The following is a 16,789-nucleotide window of genomic DNA, read 5'->3' as shown; positions in this document are numbered from 1 at the left end:
TCAACGGAACTTCAGCGCGTGAACAATGTTTGCCGTGGCGTTTGTGTCAAGCTGCACGGCTTCCTGTTTCAGGACGGCTTGAGCGGCGGCGGAAAGGCGTACTGCAACTGGCTTGATCTGGGTGGTCGTCATTGTGTCATCTCCTGCTAGAAGCAGCATCGTGCTGCGGACAGGAGGAACATGCGCCGGCTGGCGTTATTTCGGCGTGACCAGGATTCGCGCCAGGACGGCGCCCAAAGCACCGTAGGTGTAACGCTTCAAGACAATCCGGCCATCCGAAGGCCGTCAATCAGCTGACGGGTGTCATCCGGATTGCGGTCCGGCACGAATTGCCAGACATCATCGGTGCGGAAATCGGGAAAATTCTCGAGCACGATAGAGGCATAGCGCGACGCAGTTCGCAGGTCACCGTTCTTGGCGTGGGATGCAGCCAGAAGGCGCGAGGTCGCAGGGCGATCCTTGACGCGATCCAAGACCTCGATCGCCTTTGCATAGTTTTCCTGCACGAAATGGATACCGCCGAGATTCCAGTAGTAATAGTCCGGTGGCAACGGATTGAGCTTGAGCGCTGCCAGGCTCAACTCCAGCGCCCGGTCACTTTGACCATCATGCAGCAGGGCATCCGCATGATCGGCGAGAATGTCGGCGTCATTCGGGTTCAGCATCTGCGCTTCGGCGAAAAATTCGAGACTATCGTCGAAGCGGCGGCGATAAAGAGCGACGAAGCCCAATTCGCGCATCGCCCTGCCACTATTCGGGTCGCTGTCACGAGCAAGCCAGGCGGAGCGGTCCGCCTCCTCCAGCAATTGCGTCTCTTTCATCCCGCGCACAAGCCACTCCATACCGAGCACGCGGGCCATTCCAGCGTGAGCCGATGAAAACCTGTCGTGGCGGGAGAGCGCTGATTTGAACCATTTGCGCGCCTGGCGCAGGTGCTGAAGATCGGTCTTCGAAACGAGCCGCTTTCCTTCAAGGTACAGGCGGTAGGCCGACGGATTGACGTCATGCGTCATATCCAGAAGCTCGCGGCGTTCGATGGTGTCGGCGAGCGTCATCACAATACGTCGGGCAAGCTGAGCGAAGGATTGGTTGACCTTCTGCATGGCAAGCGGCAGGTCGATCGCCCAGAGCACTTCGGCCGTCGAATTCTTCGTCAGTCGGCACGTGGAATAGATGTCATCCTCGCGACCGTGGATCGTAACATAGACGGTATAATCAAACCGCAGCTCGGGCGGCGTCGGCACAAAGGGATCGCCAGCGAGACTGCGATTGACGATTTCCAGGCTCGTGTGCGCAGCAATCACCTTGAAGCCGCGCTGCTGGCTTAGTCCGATCGTGACCTCTTCCAAAAGCGCGCGCCCGACACGCTGCAGCACCGGGTCAGACAAGATCGTATCCGGCGGCAGAATGAGGACCCGCGGCTGACCCACTGGGTCAGAAGGGACGTTGCCGGGTATTTCTTTCAAGGGGCCTGCAAGCGAGGCTGGCGTGATGATGCCGAGCTCCTGCGCCAGAGCCAGGGTCCGGCCATCCGGCTCCGCACCGTATTCAGCCTTCAGCTCGTTGCGGCAGCGCAAATACACCTGACGTGCGGCTGCGAGATCACCGGCGTCCACGTGCCGTTGCATCAGCGCTCGGCAAGCGACTTCGTTCGCAGGATCCGCCTCAAGCAGCGAGCCTGCAAGCATCAGGATGTCGTCGGACGTGCGTTTCTCTGGCGTTTCGAGAAGCGCAATTATATGAGCCTCGCGGCGTTGCTCGATGCGCTGACGCTCGACGACAATTCTCTCTTCGGCCTCGATCGTCGGCGCCTTGAACCCCTCGAGAAGATCACCGCCAAGCAGCTCCCACGCCGATCGCGGCAAGGGCGCCGCCGTATCGCTGAGGACCAGTACGTCTGCGTCCCAATCATCACGGTTGAAGGAAACATGCGCATTCGTCGCCTTGAGCAAGCGCGGCAGGCTGTCGGGAATGCTGCGATCAATCCGCGCCAGAAGCTGGCGCAGGCTGCCGGCTCGCTGTTTGGATTGATCCGACTGCCACAGGATCGCCCGCAGGATTTCCCGCTCCATCGCGTATTGCGGTGCAGTTACCAGAAAAGCGAGCAACGCGTAAGCCTTCTCCGGCAAGACGATCTCGCTGCCCTGCGCGAAAAGCGCGGGCGTTCCCAGTAAACGGAGAAGACGGTTCTGTTTGCCTGTCACGAGCAACTCGCGATTGGAGAATCCGATGGCGAGTATAGGGACAAACAATGGCAACGCAAAAGGATTATGCTTGTCCGGTTGAATTTATCAACCGGTAGATGATTTTGGCACGCAACCTACTGGAAAAGTGCCGCGCCTGAAATGCTATTGCGCCGTGATTCGGTCCGCTGACGTCACCAACAAACAAATGGCGCCGACCCTTCGATCGACGCCATTTGCAGTGCATGCAACTCGCTAGCTTAGGCCGCGGCCGAAGCAAAACCAGCCGTCGGTACTTCCGAGATCGTCTTTAGAACCTGCGAAGCGATCTGGTAAGGGCAACCCTGAGAGTTCGGGCGACGATCTTCCAGGTAACCGCGATAATCATTTTTGACGAAGGAGTGCGGAACACGGATCGAGGCACCACGATCGGCAACACCGTAGGAGAACTTGTTCCACGGAGCCGTTTCATGCTTGCCGGTCAGGCGCTTGTCGTTGTCCGGGCCGTAAACGTTGATGTGGTCCATCAGGTTCTTGTCGAACTGCGCCATCAGGGCTTCGAAATAAGCCTTGCCGCCAACTTCGCGCATGAACTTGGTCGAGAAGTTGCAGTGCATGCCCGAGCCGTTCCAGTCGGTATCGCCGAGCGGCTTGCAGTGATACTCGATGTCGATGCCGTACTTTTCCGTGAGGCGCTGCAGGAGGTAGCGTGCCATCCAGATCTGGTCGGCGGCCTTCTTTGAGCCCTTGCCGAAGATCTGGAACTCCCACTGACCCTTGGCCACTTCGGCGTTGATGCCCTCGTGGTTGATGCCAGCGGCGAGGCACAGGTCAAGGTGCTCTTCAACGATCTCGCGGGCGATCGAGCCGACGTTCGAGTAGCCGACGCCCGTGTAGTAGGGGCCCTGCGGAGCCGGGTAGCCGGTTTCCGGGAAACCGAGCGGACGGCCGTTCTCGTAGAAGAAGTATTCCTGCTCGAAACCGAACCAGGCGTCCTCGTCGTCGAGGATGGTGGCGCGGCTGTTGGACGGATGCGGGGTAACACCATCCGGCATCATGACTTCGCACATGACGAGAACGCCGTTCGTGCGGGCCGGGTCCGGATAAATCGCGACGGGCTTCAGCACACAGTCAGAGCTGCGGCCTTCTGCCTGCATCGTCGACGAACCATCGAAGCCCCAGAGCGGGAGCTGCTCGAGTGTCGGAAAAGCGTCGAATTCCTTGATCTGCGTCTTGCCGCGGAGATTTGGTACCGGGGTGTACCCATCGAGCCAGATGTACTCGAGCTTATACTTGGTCATTTGCGAGTCTCTCAAACATAAATCGTGAGCAAATCCTCAAGCGAACCGACCGTTGAAGCGACCAGGCCGCGAAGGGATGCCAAATTACATGCACGTGGCGTGCCAGTTTGTGTGCGATGATGTCGCTAGCCAATCGAGAGCGCCCGACAAGCCGACTGACCGAGTTTGCTCCACGGAGATGACCGAGCGTGGAACTGGCTGCGGACTCAAGCAGTTAGCTGCCGAAGGCAGTTGCGGAGCGTGAGTTCGGCCGACGCGACCGGAGAAGGCTGCAACATTTTTTTCGCAGTTCAACTCAGGCGATTATTTTTTGTGCATATGATTATATTTTATACCAACTGAGATTCCGATATAAATGCCGGCAGATTCGAATGCCCATAATCCCAACATCTTGTGCATGTTTTTCAATCAGATCGCGCAATTACTGTGCAGTTCTGTTATGGTCGTGTTATCGTCCTCGGGCGTCGATGAGCAAGGAGGCACTTTATGGCCATTGGTGTGCATCACGAGACGGCAACAATTTACGCGTTTCCAGCGAAGCGTTTTGCTGCGGCGGAGCGTCGCCCGGCAGTTGATATGGAACGGGATATGATCCCTTCGGTCTATGAAAGCTGCTGGTATCACGACGAGGCCATCAAAGAAACAGCAGAGCCAGCACAGCCAAAGTTCACGCCCCGCATCGTGGATTGACCTTTTCTTGATCGTGACCCTGCGCCGGACGGCATAGCACTGCGACGTAGTTTAGCCGGGGTCCCGCGAAGTCGCCCGCTCCCAACGCGGCGCTCTAGTTGAGGCTTACAAGTACCTGCCCGTGACGTCCAAGGGCGAAGCGTCGATTGCCCGCCGATGCTGCTCCTCGGCTTTGCCGGGTTTGCCCCGGCCGGAAATCACTGGACTCGACCTTGGTGCCATAGGACCCTTTCGCCTCCATGCGCGTCCAGTCTGGAGCCAGCAGTCGGCCTTGTTTTGCCGCAGTCAGTTGACCCTGCCCTACGCGTGCGATCCAGGCAATCGCCGTAAAAATCCCGATCCCGAACCGCGACGCAACGGATCGCGCCGACATCCTGCCTGCCTGCGCCGCCAGAACACGACTGCGAAGGTCATCGCTCACTGCACGTGCCATCATTGCCGCCTGATTCAAGGGCGCAGGGAATCACGTCAAAGAGCGACTGTCATCCAAATGCCGATTCCGCGTTCAGGGGACTGTCCCAGGTGCCAAGCGACGCGCGCCGTCGGCGCGGTCCGTTTCCAGCAGATACTCTTGCGCATCGCGCTCGGGCAGGCCATGAGGGGTCCTCGATATCGATCCCGGGCGATTTTTGATGGTGAGGAAGCAAATCGCGATCTTCGGCGGCGGCCCGGCGGGCCTGACGGCCGCGGAAAGTTTGTCGTTGGAAGGGCACGCCGTCACGGTCTACGAGGCCATGCCGACAGTCGCGCGAAAATTTCTCCTTGCCGGCAAGTCCGGGCTCAACATCACCCATTCCGAGGATTACGAGCGCTTCGCGTCACGCTTCGGCGCATCAAATGCCCGCTTGCGCGACGCACTGGACAGCTTCAAGCCATCCGATGTCAGAGCCTGGGCGGCGAGACTTGGTACGGAAACATTCGTGGGATCCTCGGGGCGCGTGTTTCCGATAGCCATGAAAGCTTCACCGCTTCTTCGTGCCTGGCTGCTTAGACTTGAGACCCAAGGCGTCAAGATCCTGACCCGGCACCGGTGGATAGGATTCTCTGGCGGGGGCTACCTCATCGAAACGCCGAAGGGCGTAAACGTGATCCAGCCGGACGCGGCACTCCTCTCGCTCGGTGGGAAGAGCTGGCCCCGCCTCGGCTCCGACGGAAGCTGGCTGCCTTGGCTCAGGGAGAAAGGCATCGCAGTCGATGACTTTCAGCCCGCCAATTGCGGTTTCGATGTCGATTGGAGCGAGTATCTGCGAGATCGATTTTCGGGCGAGCCCGTCAAATCGGTCACGGCATCCTCGTCGGCGGGAACGATCCCCGGAGAATTCGTCATCACCCGGCATGGTATCGAGGGCAGCCTCGTCTATGCCCATACGGCCGTATTGAGGGAGAGCTTGACGGCTGGCGAAGCCGCAACACTTTACGTCGATCTAATTCCGGGACGCACGCGAGAGCGCATCGCCCGTGAACTTGGAAAACAGGATCCGAAGGCAAGTCTATCGAACCGACTCAGGAAGGCTGCCGGCATTGACGGCGTAAAGGCGGCGCTACTTCGCGAGCTTGCGGGCGCCACAAATCTCGGCGATCCCCATCAACTGGCCGGTCTGATCAAGGCCTTGCCCATCCCCCTTCGAAGAACCCGCCCGATCGCCGAGGCGATTTCCTCGGCAGGCGGCATCGAGTGGGACGAGCTTGATCGGAACTACATGCTGAAGGCGTTGCCCGGCCTCTTCGTCGCCGGTGAAATGATCGACTGGGAGGCGCCGACCGGCGGCTATCTCCTGACGGCATGCTTTGCCACCGGCCGGGCAGCGGCCCGCGGAATCGAAGCCTGGCTCGGCCGGCGCTAGGTCTGCTATTTCCCGCATCGACACAGCTGCCCAACGCTACCGTTTCGGCTGGAACGTATGTTCCTTGGCCGGGAACTGGCCGGAGCGGACTTCTTCGGCGTAAGTTTGGGCGGCTTGCGACACCAGCGGGCTCAATTCGGCAAAGCGCTTGACGAAGCGCGGCTTAAAGTCGTTGAAAAGCCCCAACATGTCGTCCGACACGAGTACCTGCCCGTCACAGGCAGGCGACGCGCCGATACCGATGGTCGGCACGCTAAGCGAAGCAGTGATGTCGCGGGCGACAGGTTCGACGGTTCCCTCGACAACGACAGCGAAAGCGCCAGCTTCTGCGACCGCCAGTGCATCGCGGCGAATCTTTGCCGCCTCCTCGTCTGAATGTCCGAGCGACCGGAAACCGCCGACCGTATTGACCAACTGCGGCATCAGCCCGACGTGAGCAAAAACCGGCACACCTCGCGCGGTCAGGAAGGCGATCGTCTCCGCCATTTCCTCGCCGCCCTCCAGTTTGACGCCATCGCAGCCGGTCTCCTGCATCAGTCTGACAGCGTTGCGAAACGCCTGTTCTTTCGACTCCTGGTAGCTGCCGAAGGGAAGGTCGACGATGACGCAGGCATGCGACACACCGCGCATGACGGCGGCGCCATGAGCAGCCATCATGTCGAGTGTCACACCAACCGTCGTCTCCATGCCGTACAGCACCATGCCGAGGGAATCGCCAACCAGGAGAAGATCGCAGTGCTGATCGAGCAGGCGGGCGATTGGCGTCGTGTAGGCTGTCAGGCAGACGATGCGGTCGTTGCCCTTCATCGCCCGGATCGCTGCTGTCGTCAGCCGCTTCTGCTTGCCATGGATGCTCACTATGCCGCCCTCGAATTGTTGATTGATTTGATCCCGATCACCCTGTTGTCGAGGAGCCGCGTCGTGCCGATCCGCACGAAGAGCGCAACAAGGGCTGGCGCCGATTGCAGCGAAGACAAGCGCTCCAGCGTTTCAGGATGGCGTACGGCGACCACTTCGGGCGTAGCAAGCGGTTCCACCGCGATGAACCGTGTGAGCGCCGCCTCCATTTCCTCGGGGCTATCACAACCCTTGGCATAGAGCCGCTCGGCTTCTGCCAGCGCATTCGGCACGACCACGGCCGCGGCCCGTTCCCGCTCATTGAGGTAGACATTGCGCGATGAGCAAGCAAGCCCATCGGCCTCGCGCACCGTCGGGACGGCAACAACCCGAACCGGCTGGGCGAGATCCTCGACCATCCGTTTGATAAGCGCCACCTGCTGGTAGTCCTTCTCGCCAAAATAAGCGCGATCGGGCTGCACGAGATTGAAAAGCTTCGTGACGACGGTCGCCACACCTGCGAAATGCCCGGGTCGCACTTCCCCTTCCAGTTGATTTCCGAGTGCCGGGACATCAACGAGCGTCAGCATCGGCCGCGGGTACATTTCGCTCTCTTCAGGTGCAAACAGGATGTCGACGCCGGCAGCCTCGAGCATCGCGCTGTCGCGCGCCAGATCCCGCGGATACTTGCCGAGATCCTCATTGGCGCCAAACTGCAGCGGATTGACGAAGATCGAGACCACGCTCACCTCGTTCTGCGAGCGTGCGCGGGCGACCAACTCCATGTGACCGATATGCAGGAATCCCATGGTGGGTACAAAACCGATCGCTTTGCCGTCGCGCCGAGAGGCGCTAAGCCGATCGCGCAATTCAGCTATCGTGCGGACAACGCGCATAAAACCTCCTCCGAATTCGTCGGACCCGCCGAGCCGGCCGGACAAATGGTGGCGGATAGAACGCGATTTGACGAAAACCGTCAACGCGGGCTGCGCGATTATAACGATTAAGCAGTATGCTGGGCACGCGTTATTTGCGCGGCCGCGATGAAGCGATTGGGAATATTTGCCAGGCTCCATGTGCATCAGTGTCGAATCGAAGGCCACTGCAATGGGACCCCGAGTGACCGAATCGCACATCATGTGCACATGGGTCACAAATTTTCGCAGCGCCAATCCTCGCGACGATCGTCACGCGGCTGCGTTGCGCAATCTGGCGATCTCCTCGTGCGACTTTGTTTATTCTTTTTGTCCAAACTCTGCCCCAGTGATAGTAGAAGAAAGCCTCGATGGACGAATACCCTTCATGGGTGGCACGGCAATGTCCGAACAGCGACGGAGGGATGGTGACCAATCCTTATGAGATTCTCGGCGTCCGGCGAGATGCGACCGATGACCAGGTAAAGGCGGCGTATCGGCGCCGCGCGAAGGCGACGCATCCCGACTCCGGGGGCGATCCGGAGGCATTCAGCCGTGTGCAGAAGGCTTACGAGCTCTTGTTGGATCCAGTCCGCAGGAAGGTGTTCGATGATACGGGCTACGACGTTGAGCTCGCAGACGCCATCGACTTGCAAGCCCTTATGGTCATCGAAAAGTTGGTCAATCAGCTGACCTTGGACGAGCGCGAGCCCGGCACGTTTGATCCGCTCACCCGCATGCGATCTGACCTGTCGGAGGAAATGCGCAAGGCGCGTTTTAGCAAACGCGAACTCGAGCGCCATGCCTCGCGCATCGAGCATCATCTGGAAAGGCTGGAAAAGCGACCGGCGACCGACATTCTTGGCTCCATGCTGCGTGCCCGTATCAAGGCAATTTCGACAGCGATCGGCGAAACCGAAGCCAAGATCAAGGCCAGCGAGCGAGCATGCGAAATGCTCTACGACTACACTTATGAAGTGGATGTTCAGGAAGGCGAGGAGGGCCTCGCCGTCGAGGATCAGTCAGCGCCGGCCTTGCGCAACAAGCGTGACGACCGGCCACTTTGGGTCGTCCCCGCTGCTCAAGAGGGTTGAAGGGCGTTCGCCGCGTGGGTTACGCGGCGCGCTGCTCTGTGCCCTGGATTGCGGCGAGCTTCCACTCGTCCCCTCCCCTGCGCACGAAAGTCCAGACTTCCGTCGTTTCTGTCGGTCGAGTGTTGTCCCCGCTGACGAGCTTGCCGTTCGCCCGCTCGACGAGCGCGTCGATAGAGGAATAGCGCATCGCAAGCGTCGCGTATTCCGTGCCATCCTCCCGCCAGGTTTCGGCAACGTCGCCCTGCAGCAGCTTGACATTCGACACTTCGTTGCGCACGCCGTTCGTCGCATTCTCCCCGAGTTCCTCGGCAAGGTAGGACATGGCTTCCGGCGTCGTTAGGCGGCGCAACGTGCCGTAGTCTTCGGCGCCATAGGCGGTCTGCACCTCTGTCAGCAGTTGCTCGAAGCGGTCAAGATCGCGCTGACCTAGGCCGAGCTCGTCATTCGGTTTCGCGTTTGACTGCCGCTGTTGATAACCTGCCCCCGATCCAATCGACGGGATCTGAAATGACGCGTTACCGCCGGAAGCCATGTTGCTGGCGGTTGGGCGACTGGGACCGCCGTAGGCCGGCTGGCGGCGATTGGCGAAGAAACGCATGGCAAAGGAAATCGCAATGGCGATCAGGGCGACCTGCAACAGCATGCCGAGGAAGCCGAAGCCGCCGCCGAAACCGTGGCCGAGCAACATGCCAAGCAGGCCACCAGCGATAAGGCCACCGATCATCGATCGTCCAAAACCATTGAAAATGCCAGGCCTCTGCGTGCCGAGTGGCTGCTGACCGGCGTATGGCGCGTTGGTTTGCTGGCGGGGCGTCATCGAGCGCTCAATCGGGGCAGCCGGCGAAGGCGCCGTGCTCGTGGCAGGCGGCGCCTGGAACGTTCGCGTGCCGCGGCTGCCGAATCCGGAGCTGCCGGCGCGGCGCGCATCGGCCTCGCCGATCGAGGCAAATACGGTAGCGCCTGTCACAACGGCAATCGCCGCAATCTTGGCAAAACGCGAAACGGCACGAGGCATCCAATCTCTCTCCTGTCATGACAAACAACGCATGTCAGGGGCTTATATAGGGATTGCTTCGCGGGTTTGAAGCTTTAGGCGCGCCGATCTTTATTGGCAGACGTCGACCCAGGTCGCCCCTGTCAGTTGCGCCAAGCGCTCGGTCGATATGCGCACGGCCGAATTGGTGGACCCGGCAGCTGGCACAACTTCATCAAATCGCCGCAGCGAAACATCGCAGTAGATCGGCAAAATCCTTGGCAAGCCGAAGGGGCAGACACCACCAACGGGATGGCTGGTAACCTCCACAACCTCCTGCGGCCCAAGCATCCGGCCCTTGCCTCCGAAGGTGTCCTTGAACTTCCTGTTGTCGAGCCGCGCCAGGCCGCCGGCAACGACCAGCATCGTTTCCTCACCGACCCGCAGGCAGATCGTCTTGGCGATCTGAGCAGGATCGACCCCATGCGCCTCCGCGGCCAGCGCCACGGTCGAAGAGCTTTCGGCGGTTTCGATGATCTCGAGATCGGGAGCATGTGCGCTGAGGAATGCGCGGACGGTTTCTAGACTCATGCGCGAAAGCTAGCGCAGGACAAGGACCGAATGAACCCTAAATTGCCAGTGTCTACCCATGCGCTGATCCAGTCTCGATCAACTTCACGCTGTTTTCCTGACACAGGCGACGGATCGAAGGCGTAATGCACCGATCGGTGATGAAGGTATGTACTTGTGGAAGCTGGGCGATGCGAACGGGCGCAGTGCGTTCGAATTTCGTCGAATCGGCCACCAGAATGACGTGCCGCGCATTCGCGATGATTGCTTGCGCGACCTTCACCTCGCGAAAGTCATAGTCAAGCAGTGCTCCGTCCTCGTCGATCGCCGATGCGCCGATAACGGCATAGTCCACCTTGAATTGCCGAATGAAATCGACAGCCGCCTCCCCCACGATACCGCCGTCAGAGCCGCGCACGACCCCGCCGGCTATGACAACCTCGATTGTAGGAAGCAGCCTCAGTCGATTGGCAACGTTGATGTTGTTGGTAATGACCATCAGCTCATGATGGTTCATCAGCGCCTCGCCGACGGCCTCCGTCGTGGTGCCGATATTGATGAAAAGCGAAGCGTTATTTGGGATAAGCCCAGCGGCGGCCACACCGATCGCTTGCTTTTCGGTCGCTGCGATCTGGCGTCTCGCCTCATATTTCACATTCTCGGTGCCGCTTGGAAATGTGGCGCCACCATGAACGCGCGTCAAAATCTGGGCGTCGCAGAGGTCGTTCAGATCCTTGCGGATCGTTTGCGGCGTAACAGAGAAATGCGCGGCCAGCTCCTCGACGAAAACGCGGCCGTTCGACTTGGCCATCCCGACTATTTCCGTCTGGCGATCGCTCAGGAACATGAGTTCGGTCTCTTTCGCTTGCGTTTCGTTTCGCAGAGTTAGAATGCTTAACAGAGGCTCAGGCGGGCGCAAAGAGCGATCATCAGGCTCAAGAGAAAGATAGCACCTTCGGTTTAAGTGCCCCCACTGTCAGCTTCACCACCGAGGACCCGACGGTAAAGCCGATAACGAACCTTCAAAACTATTGGGAATTTGAGCACCCGCTGCACATCGGGCTTGCAAGAAGCGCCAATACGAATGTAGGAGACACCCGCGTTGAATTTGCAACTGCCATGGGATGCGTCCCGGCCTTTCGAGTTTGCTGTGGCCGAAGCATGGTCTTTGCCCACAAATGTGGATACACACGCAGAAGCTGTTGTAGATAAGAATGGGCGGAAATATGATCCATTCAAGCCATCGAAAGCGGTCTGTGCCGTTGCAGTCTCCCTTAGGCCTCGAAAGCAAAGGGCAAGGCAAGGGTCGAAAGAGTACTACAAGTGACGCGGATCAAATGCTCGAATTGAACACCGCAACAGGGATGAAGCGTTTGCAACGTTTGATCGGTGCCTACGTGATCAACATGGACAGCTCTTCCAAGCGATGGGCGGAGGTTTCGTCGCAAGCAACTCTGGCCGGAATGCAGATCGACAGAGTTCCAGGTGTGGATGGACGTTCAATCCCTGCGGCACAAAGATCCGGGTTTAACGAGAAAGAATTTCTGCGTCGGAACGGCCGACAGATGTTGCCCGGGGAATACGGTTGCTATCGTGCTCATATGAGGGCATTGGAGGCCTTTCTCTCAAGCAGCTACGAAAACGCCATCATTATGGAAGATGACGTGGAATTGCGTCAGGATTTCACGCCGAGGGCAGCTGCGATCTTAAGAGCAGTCCCGTCCGCCGAGGTCGTAAAGTTGCTCAATCACAGGTCAAAATGGTGTCGGACAGTCGCCATCTCGGAGTATGGAGATGCTGTTGGGCGCTGTTTGCACGGTCCGCAGGGTTCAGCGGCTTGCTATTTGGTCACGCGCGAAGGCGCCCGAAAGCTGCTTGAAAGCGCGGGCGATATCGAATTCCCCTTCGATATGACCCTTGAGCGCGGATGGAAGACTGGCGTTAATATCTATACCGTTCGGCAGAATATCGTCGAACTATCCGAACGCTCAGCTGTGAGCCAGATTGCCAACAGGGCTCAGTACCGTGCCGTGAAATTGCGAGGCGCCCGCAAGATCGGAACGCATTTTCTTCGCTTGATCGAATATGCGCGCCGGATAAGGTATGCACTCTCATGACAGTATCTGTACCTCGCAGCCAGACGAAGCCGGCAACCCTCGACTTCGTCATCGCCATTCTATGGCTAGGGATGATGTCAGTCACGTTGATAGAGAGCGACGTCTATCGATATGCTGCCATCCTGCTCATGGCCTTGACCCTTATGCTTCGTAAGGTCCCTCTGCGCGCATCGCTGACCGACTGGTTGGCGATCGTCTGCGTGGCTTGGGGTTTCTTAGCTTTGTTCAGGTTTCTCTTCGGGTTGATCGTAGACGGTGAAAGAGGCGCGTCGGAGTGGCTCTACGCTTTTGCGATCTTTTTTCCTGCGATGGGCGTGGCGCTGCATACGAGCTGGAACCTCATCAAGCCAATTTTGCTGGCTTTCTTCTGCGGCGCGCTTGTCCTCCTGATCATCTCGACGCCGCTATCGACGATCTTGGCGGGAGAGCGGATCTCCCCTGCTTTCCATCATAATTCTATTCACGGCGCGGTCGGATGTGGCTTTATCTTCATCGGGGCGTTTTACTGGGCCCTGCATCAATGGGAGATTGGCAGCTCAACGCGCACCAAGGCAGTTGTCTCAGCGATTGCCGTGATGGTGATCGGCCTGGCGATTCTCAACATTTACGGCGCCAAGTCCAAGGGCGTATGGCTGGCACTACTGCCAGCTCTTGGCCTGATGGTGGCAGCGACCCTTTTCTACCTCCGGCGAAAGACAGTGCTTGCCGCCGCCATGAGCGGCCTTTTGCTCCTGTCGTGGGGGATTTACGAGGTTCGCGACAACGTGGCGCACTTCGGAGCTGCAACGTTTAGTTCCGTTGTGGGGATCGTTGATCGATTGGATAGTGGTGTTTCCGTGCAACGCGTCCTGCAGGACGCGATCGCCTCCTCGGAGACGCCGATCTCCTTGGATGAGCGGCTGCAGCTGTGGGCCAATGCAATCGACGTCATCTCCGTCGCACCGGCGTTTGGCAACGGCAACACGTGGCTCACCATCTGGCAAACGACCCCTTATCGCGGTGTAACCTACACGCTGATGCACAACGGCTACCTCGAGATCCTCGTCCGCTATGGCTTCACCGGTCTGGCGATATTGGCGCTGATCGTTGTGTCGGCCATCTATCGTGTTTACCGGGCCTCCTCGGCAGGCATCATCAGCAAGAGCACCTTTGCTTGCTACCTGACGTTTGCGGTCTACTTCGCCTTCACTATCCTCAGCAATTCGAACAACCGGCTTGCCCTGGGCGAATCCTACGCCCTGCTGTTTGCGGCCACATGTTTTGCCTGTTCGATAAGACTGCGTTCAGGCTCCGTTGCCCACAGCAGTGACGTTCCTTTGCACACTGCCGATTTGCCTAACGCAGTTCCCGTCCGCGTGCAGGGATAGGGGCAGATGCGGGCGGTTTCCGACAGGTACGTTCGAAGCATTCTCGATTTGCCACGGCCTGCGAAGCGTGTTTTGGCCCTGCTTGTCGATTCATGCCTTTGCATCTTGACCATCTGGCTCGCCTTTTGCTTTCGCTTGAATGATTGGGTGACGCTCACCGGGATGCAGCTTGCAACAATCCCTGTGTCACTCGTGATTGCCCTGCCGATCTTCATCACAATGGGTCTTTACCGGGCAATCTTCCGTTTCCTCGGTTGGTCGGCGTTCATCACGGTAATCAAGGCCATAACAATTTATGGCCTTGCATTCATGGCCATTTTTACCGCCATCAGCTTCCCGGGAATACCACGCACGATCGGCATCATGCAGCCGTTGTTGCTGCTGCTGGCGATCGGCCTGTCCCGCTTCATGGCGAGATATTTCCTGAGTGAGGCCTACAAGCGGATCCTGCGACAGAACACGCAGACGAACATGCTCATCTATGGTGCTGGATCCGGAGGCAGGCAGGTCGCTGGCGCGCTCAGCGGCAGTGCTGATTTCAAGGTTGTCGGCTATCTCGACGATGACAAGAGCTTGCATGGAAGCCTCATCGGCGGCGTTGTGGTTTACGATCCAGAGAAAATCGTGGAATTGAGCGCGCGGCTGAACGTGCGCACGATCCTCCTGGCGCTTCCGAAGATCGATCGGTCCCGCCGCAATGAAATCCTGGAGCAGCTTCGTGGAGCACGCGTTGCCGTTCGTACTGTCCCCGACCTGAACGCCCTCGCCGGCGGCCAGGCAGAATTCACCGACCTGCAGGAACTGGATATTGAGGATCTGCTGGGCCGCACGCCGGTTCGGCCAGATCAAGCACTGCTGGAACGCAACATTCGCGGTCGGGTCGTGCTCGTGACAGGCGCTGCCGGATCGATCGGCAGCGAACTGTGCCGCGGACTGGCGCGGCTGAAGCCGGCGGCATTGCTGATCCTCGACCAGAACGAATATGGGCTTTACGCCTTAGAGAACGAACTGCTGGGTAGCAACACGGATACCGGGCTGCAGATCGTGCCCCTGCTTGCAAGCGTTTGCGACGAGCTTCGTATCGAGAAAATCATGGAGACCTGGCGGCCAAACACCGTCTATCACGCTGCAGCGTACAAACATGTGCCGCTGGTGGAAAAGAACCCCGTAGAAGGGGTCAAAACGAATGTCTTTGGCACTGCTGCGGTTGCGCGAGCGGCGATCAATACCGGCGCGGAAAGATTCATACTGATCAGCACAGACAAGGCGGTCAGGCCGACCAATGTCATGGGCGCTACCAAGCGACTGGCGGAAATGGCACTTCAGGGATTGGCGGCAGAGGGCGCCACAACCGTCCTGACCATGGTGCGGTTTGGCAACGTATTGGGATCATCTGGCTCGGTTGTCCCCTTGTTCCGCCAGCAAATTCGCCAAGGCGGCCCCATTACCCTGACGCATCCCGACATCATTCGCTTCTTCATGACGGTGCCGGAGGCAACGGAGCTCGTTATACAGGCAGGCTCCATGGCCAAGGGAGGCGACGTCTTCGTCCTCGACATGGGTGAACCCGTCAAAATCATCGACCTTGCCCGGCGTATGGTAGAGCTATCCGGCCTGACCCTCAAAGATGAGCGAAATCCGTCAGGCGACATCAGCATTGTCACGACTGGCCTGCGGCCAGGAGAGAAACTTTACGAAGAATTGCTGATCGGCGACAATCCCGAGCCGACCGAACATCCCAAGATCATGCGCGCGCGGGAGCGCTTTATCACCTGGGAGGCCCTGTCACCGAAACTTCAGCAACTGGGCTCCGCGGCCGACGGGGGCGATGTCGAGGAATTGCGCCGCATCCTGAGCGAGCTTGTACAGGACTATCGCCCATTTGACGGGGTGGTTGATCTCGTCTCCCTTCGCCAAGGCGTCGCCCAATGACAGCCTGCGTCAAAGGTTTGCCTTGCATCCTGCCGTCGGCTCGGAGCTGAGAATGCTACTGGTTACCGGCGCAACCGGCTTTGTCGGTCAAAATCTCCAGCAGGCATTACGCACTCGCGATGTCGCCTATAGGGCCGCTGGCCGTTCTGCGCAGGCAGGAAGTGTCCCTGTCGGGGACATTGATGGCGCAACGGATTGGAAGGCCGCCTTGCCCGGCGTCGATGGCATCATCCATCTCGCGGCGACAAACCAGAACGTCATCGATGGATCAAGCTCAGGAACTGACGTTTTCCGAAGGGTGAACACCGATGGGACCATCAACCTTGCACAGCAGGCGGCCGCATCGGGGGTCAAAAGGTTCGTCTTTATCAGCACCATCAAGGTGAACGGAGAACGATCGACCAAGGGGCGTCCGTTCACGCCTCACGATTCACCGGATCCGACGACCGAATACGCGGCCTCGAAGCTTGAAGCCGAACAAGCGCTGATTGCACTTTCCAAGACGTCTGGCATGGAGATCGTCATCATTCGCCCGCCGCTGGTCTATGGGCGAGGAGCAGTCGGAAGCTTCCGAGCTCTCACGAAGCTCCTTCGAAGCGGAATTCCATTGCCCGTGGCGTCGATCGACAATCGAAGATCCATGGTACACGTGGAAAATCTCACCGATCTCATCATAACCGCAGCATTTCATCGGGCCGCAGCCGGTCAAATATTGCTGGCAAGCGACGACGAGGCAATCTCGACCCCCGAGTTGTTGAGGCGGCTCGCGGCTGCGATGGATTGTTCGGCACGACTGGTTCCGCTTCCTCCGGCCATCCTGCATCTCCTCGGCCGGGCAACCGGCAAAGGAGATCTCGTAAGTCGCCTTACCGATTGGTTGGAGGTGGACATATCGCATACGCGCGCGCTATTGGACTGGACGCCGCCCCTTGATATGCGAACCGCCTTGAAGCGCTCATTTTGAGAG

Annotated in this window: 15 protein-coding genes and 1 pseudogene; 7 read left to right on the top strand and 9 right to left on the bottom strand. The window is 58.8% G+C overall.

Annotated elements, in window-relative coordinates; genetic code table 11:
• The 3 genes from FHX09_RS30265 to FHX09_RS01075 form a co-directional block, all read right to left on the bottom strand.
• Positions 1-132, bottom strand: a complete 132-nt coding sequence (locus tag FHX09_RS30265) for a hypothetical protein (protein ID WP_007795609.1) — start codon at positions 130-132, stop codon at positions 1-3.
• A 125-nt stretch (positions 133-257) separates the two neighbouring features.
• Positions 258-2,204, bottom strand: coding sequence for a tetratricopeptide repeat protein (locus tag FHX09_RS01080; RefSeq protein WP_184449087.1), 1,947 nt, complete (start codon positions 2,202-2,204; stop codon positions 258-260).
• Between the two features lie 239 nt (positions 2,205-2,443).
• The gene (locus FHX09_RS01075) at positions 2,444-3,484 is read right to left on the bottom strand and encodes a glutamine synthetase beta-grasp domain-containing protein (RefSeq protein ID WP_007795602.1); all 1,041 of its coding nucleotides are present in this window, start codon (positions 3,482-3,484) and stop codon (positions 2,444-2,446) included.
• 486 nt (positions 3,485-3,970) lie between these two features.
• Between FHX09_RS01075 and FHX09_RS01070 the strand changes: the two genes are divergently transcribed.
• A complete protein-coding gene (locus FHX09_RS01070) occupies positions 3,971-4,174 on the top strand; it encodes a DUF2735 domain-containing protein (protein ID WP_184449085.1) in 204 nt (67 codons plus the stop codon).
• Positions 4,175-4,457: 283 nt separating this feature from the next.
• Here the strand turns inward: FHX09_RS01070 and FHX09_RS01065 are convergent.
• Positions 4,458-4,607: pseudogene (locus tag FHX09_RS01065) on the bottom strand (IS630 family transposase); the annotation flags it as partial.
• 199 nt (positions 4,608-4,806) lie between these two features.
• Here FHX09_RS01065 and FHX09_RS01060 point away from each other — a divergent pair.
• Positions 4,807-6,018 (top strand): TIGR03862 family flavoprotein, encoded by a 1,212-nt coding sequence (locus FHX09_RS01060; RefSeq protein WP_132588025.1) that lies wholly within the window; start codon positions 4,807-4,809, stop codon positions 6,016-6,018.
• A 36-nt stretch (positions 6,019-6,054) separates the two neighbouring features.
• On the opposite strand, the gene panB is transcribed toward FHX09_RS01060, so the two are convergent.
• Complete coding sequence (gene panB / locus FHX09_RS01055) at positions 6,055-6,876, bottom strand: 3-methyl-2-oxobutanoate hydroxymethyltransferase (protein ID WP_184449083.1); 822 nt, start codon at positions 6,874-6,876, stop codon at positions 6,055-6,057.
• Positions 6,876-7,751: a pantoate--beta-alanine ligase gene (gene panC, locus FHX09_RS01050; protein WP_184449081.1), complete on the bottom strand. Its 876-nt coding sequence runs from the start codon at positions 7,749-7,751 to the stop codon at positions 6,876-6,878. Before panC ends, panB begins: the two co-directional genes overlap by 1 nt.
• A 446-nt stretch (positions 7,752-8,197) precedes the next feature.
• On the opposite strand from panC, the gene FHX09_RS01045 reads away from it, so the two are divergent.
• Positions 8,198-8,863 carry a J domain-containing protein gene (locus FHX09_RS01045; protein ID WP_132588274.1) on the top strand — a complete coding sequence of 222 codons (666 nt, stop codon included), beginning with the start codon at positions 8,198-8,200 and terminating at the stop codon, positions 8,861-8,863.
• 19 nt (positions 8,864-8,882) lie between these two features.
• On the opposite strand, the gene FHX09_RS01040 is transcribed toward FHX09_RS01045, so the two are convergent.
• The 3 genes from FHX09_RS01040 to FHX09_RS01030 form a co-directional block, all read right to left on the bottom strand.
• The gene (locus FHX09_RS01040) at positions 8,883-9,878 is read right to left on the bottom strand and encodes a Tim44 domain-containing protein (protein WP_184449079.1); all 996 of its coding nucleotides are present in this window, start codon (positions 9,876-9,878) and stop codon (positions 8,883-8,885) included.
• Between the two features lie 90 nt (positions 9,879-9,968).
• Positions 9,969-10,427, bottom strand: coding sequence for a YbaK/EbsC family protein (locus FHX09_RS01035; protein WP_184449077.1), 459 nt, complete (start codon positions 10,425-10,427; stop codon positions 9,969-9,971).
• Positions 10,428-10,479: 52 nt separating this feature from the next.
• A complete protein-coding gene (locus FHX09_RS01030; RefSeq protein ID WP_007801638.1) occupies positions 10,480-11,253 on the bottom strand; it encodes a DeoR/GlpR family DNA-binding transcription regulator in 774 nt (257 codons plus the stop codon).
• Between the two features lie 490 nt (positions 11,254-11,743).
• On the opposite strand from FHX09_RS01030, the gene FHX09_RS01025 reads away from it, so the two are divergent.
• The 4 genes from FHX09_RS01025 (at position 11,744) to FHX09_RS01010 (ending at position 16,786) form a co-directional block, all read left to right on the top strand.
• A complete protein-coding gene (locus tag FHX09_RS01025) occupies positions 11,744-12,523 on the top strand; it encodes a glycosyltransferase family 25 protein (RefSeq protein WP_165933026.1) in 780 nt (259 codons plus the stop codon).
• Positions 12,524-12,708: 185 nt separating this feature from the next.
• On the top strand, positions 12,709-13,890 hold the full coding sequence (locus tag FHX09_RS01020; protein WP_246699361.1) for an O-antigen ligase family protein: 1,182 nt from the start codon (positions 12,709-12,711) through the stop codon (positions 13,888-13,890).
• 6 nt (positions 13,891-13,896) lie between these two features.
• Positions 13,897-15,822 (top strand): nucleoside-diphosphate sugar epimerase/dehydratase, encoded by a 1,926-nt coding sequence (locus FHX09_RS01015; protein ID WP_132588031.1) that lies wholly within the window; start codon positions 13,897-13,899, stop codon positions 15,820-15,822.
• Between the two features lie 52 nt (positions 15,823-15,874).
• Positions 15,875-16,786, top strand: a complete 912-nt coding sequence (locus FHX09_RS01010; RefSeq protein WP_184449073.1) for an NAD-dependent epimerase/dehydratase family protein — start codon at positions 15,875-15,877, stop codon at positions 16,784-16,786.
• Positions 16,787-16,789 lie beyond the last annotated feature (3 nt).

The sequence above is a fragment of the Rhizobium sp. BK538 genome, assembly GCF_014197575.1.
GTDB lineage: Bacteria > Pseudomonadota > Alphaproteobacteria > Rhizobiales > Rhizobiaceae > Rhizobium.
The sequence above is the reverse complement of the archived record's forward strand: the minus strand, read 5'-3'. Positions and strand labels throughout refer to the sequence as shown.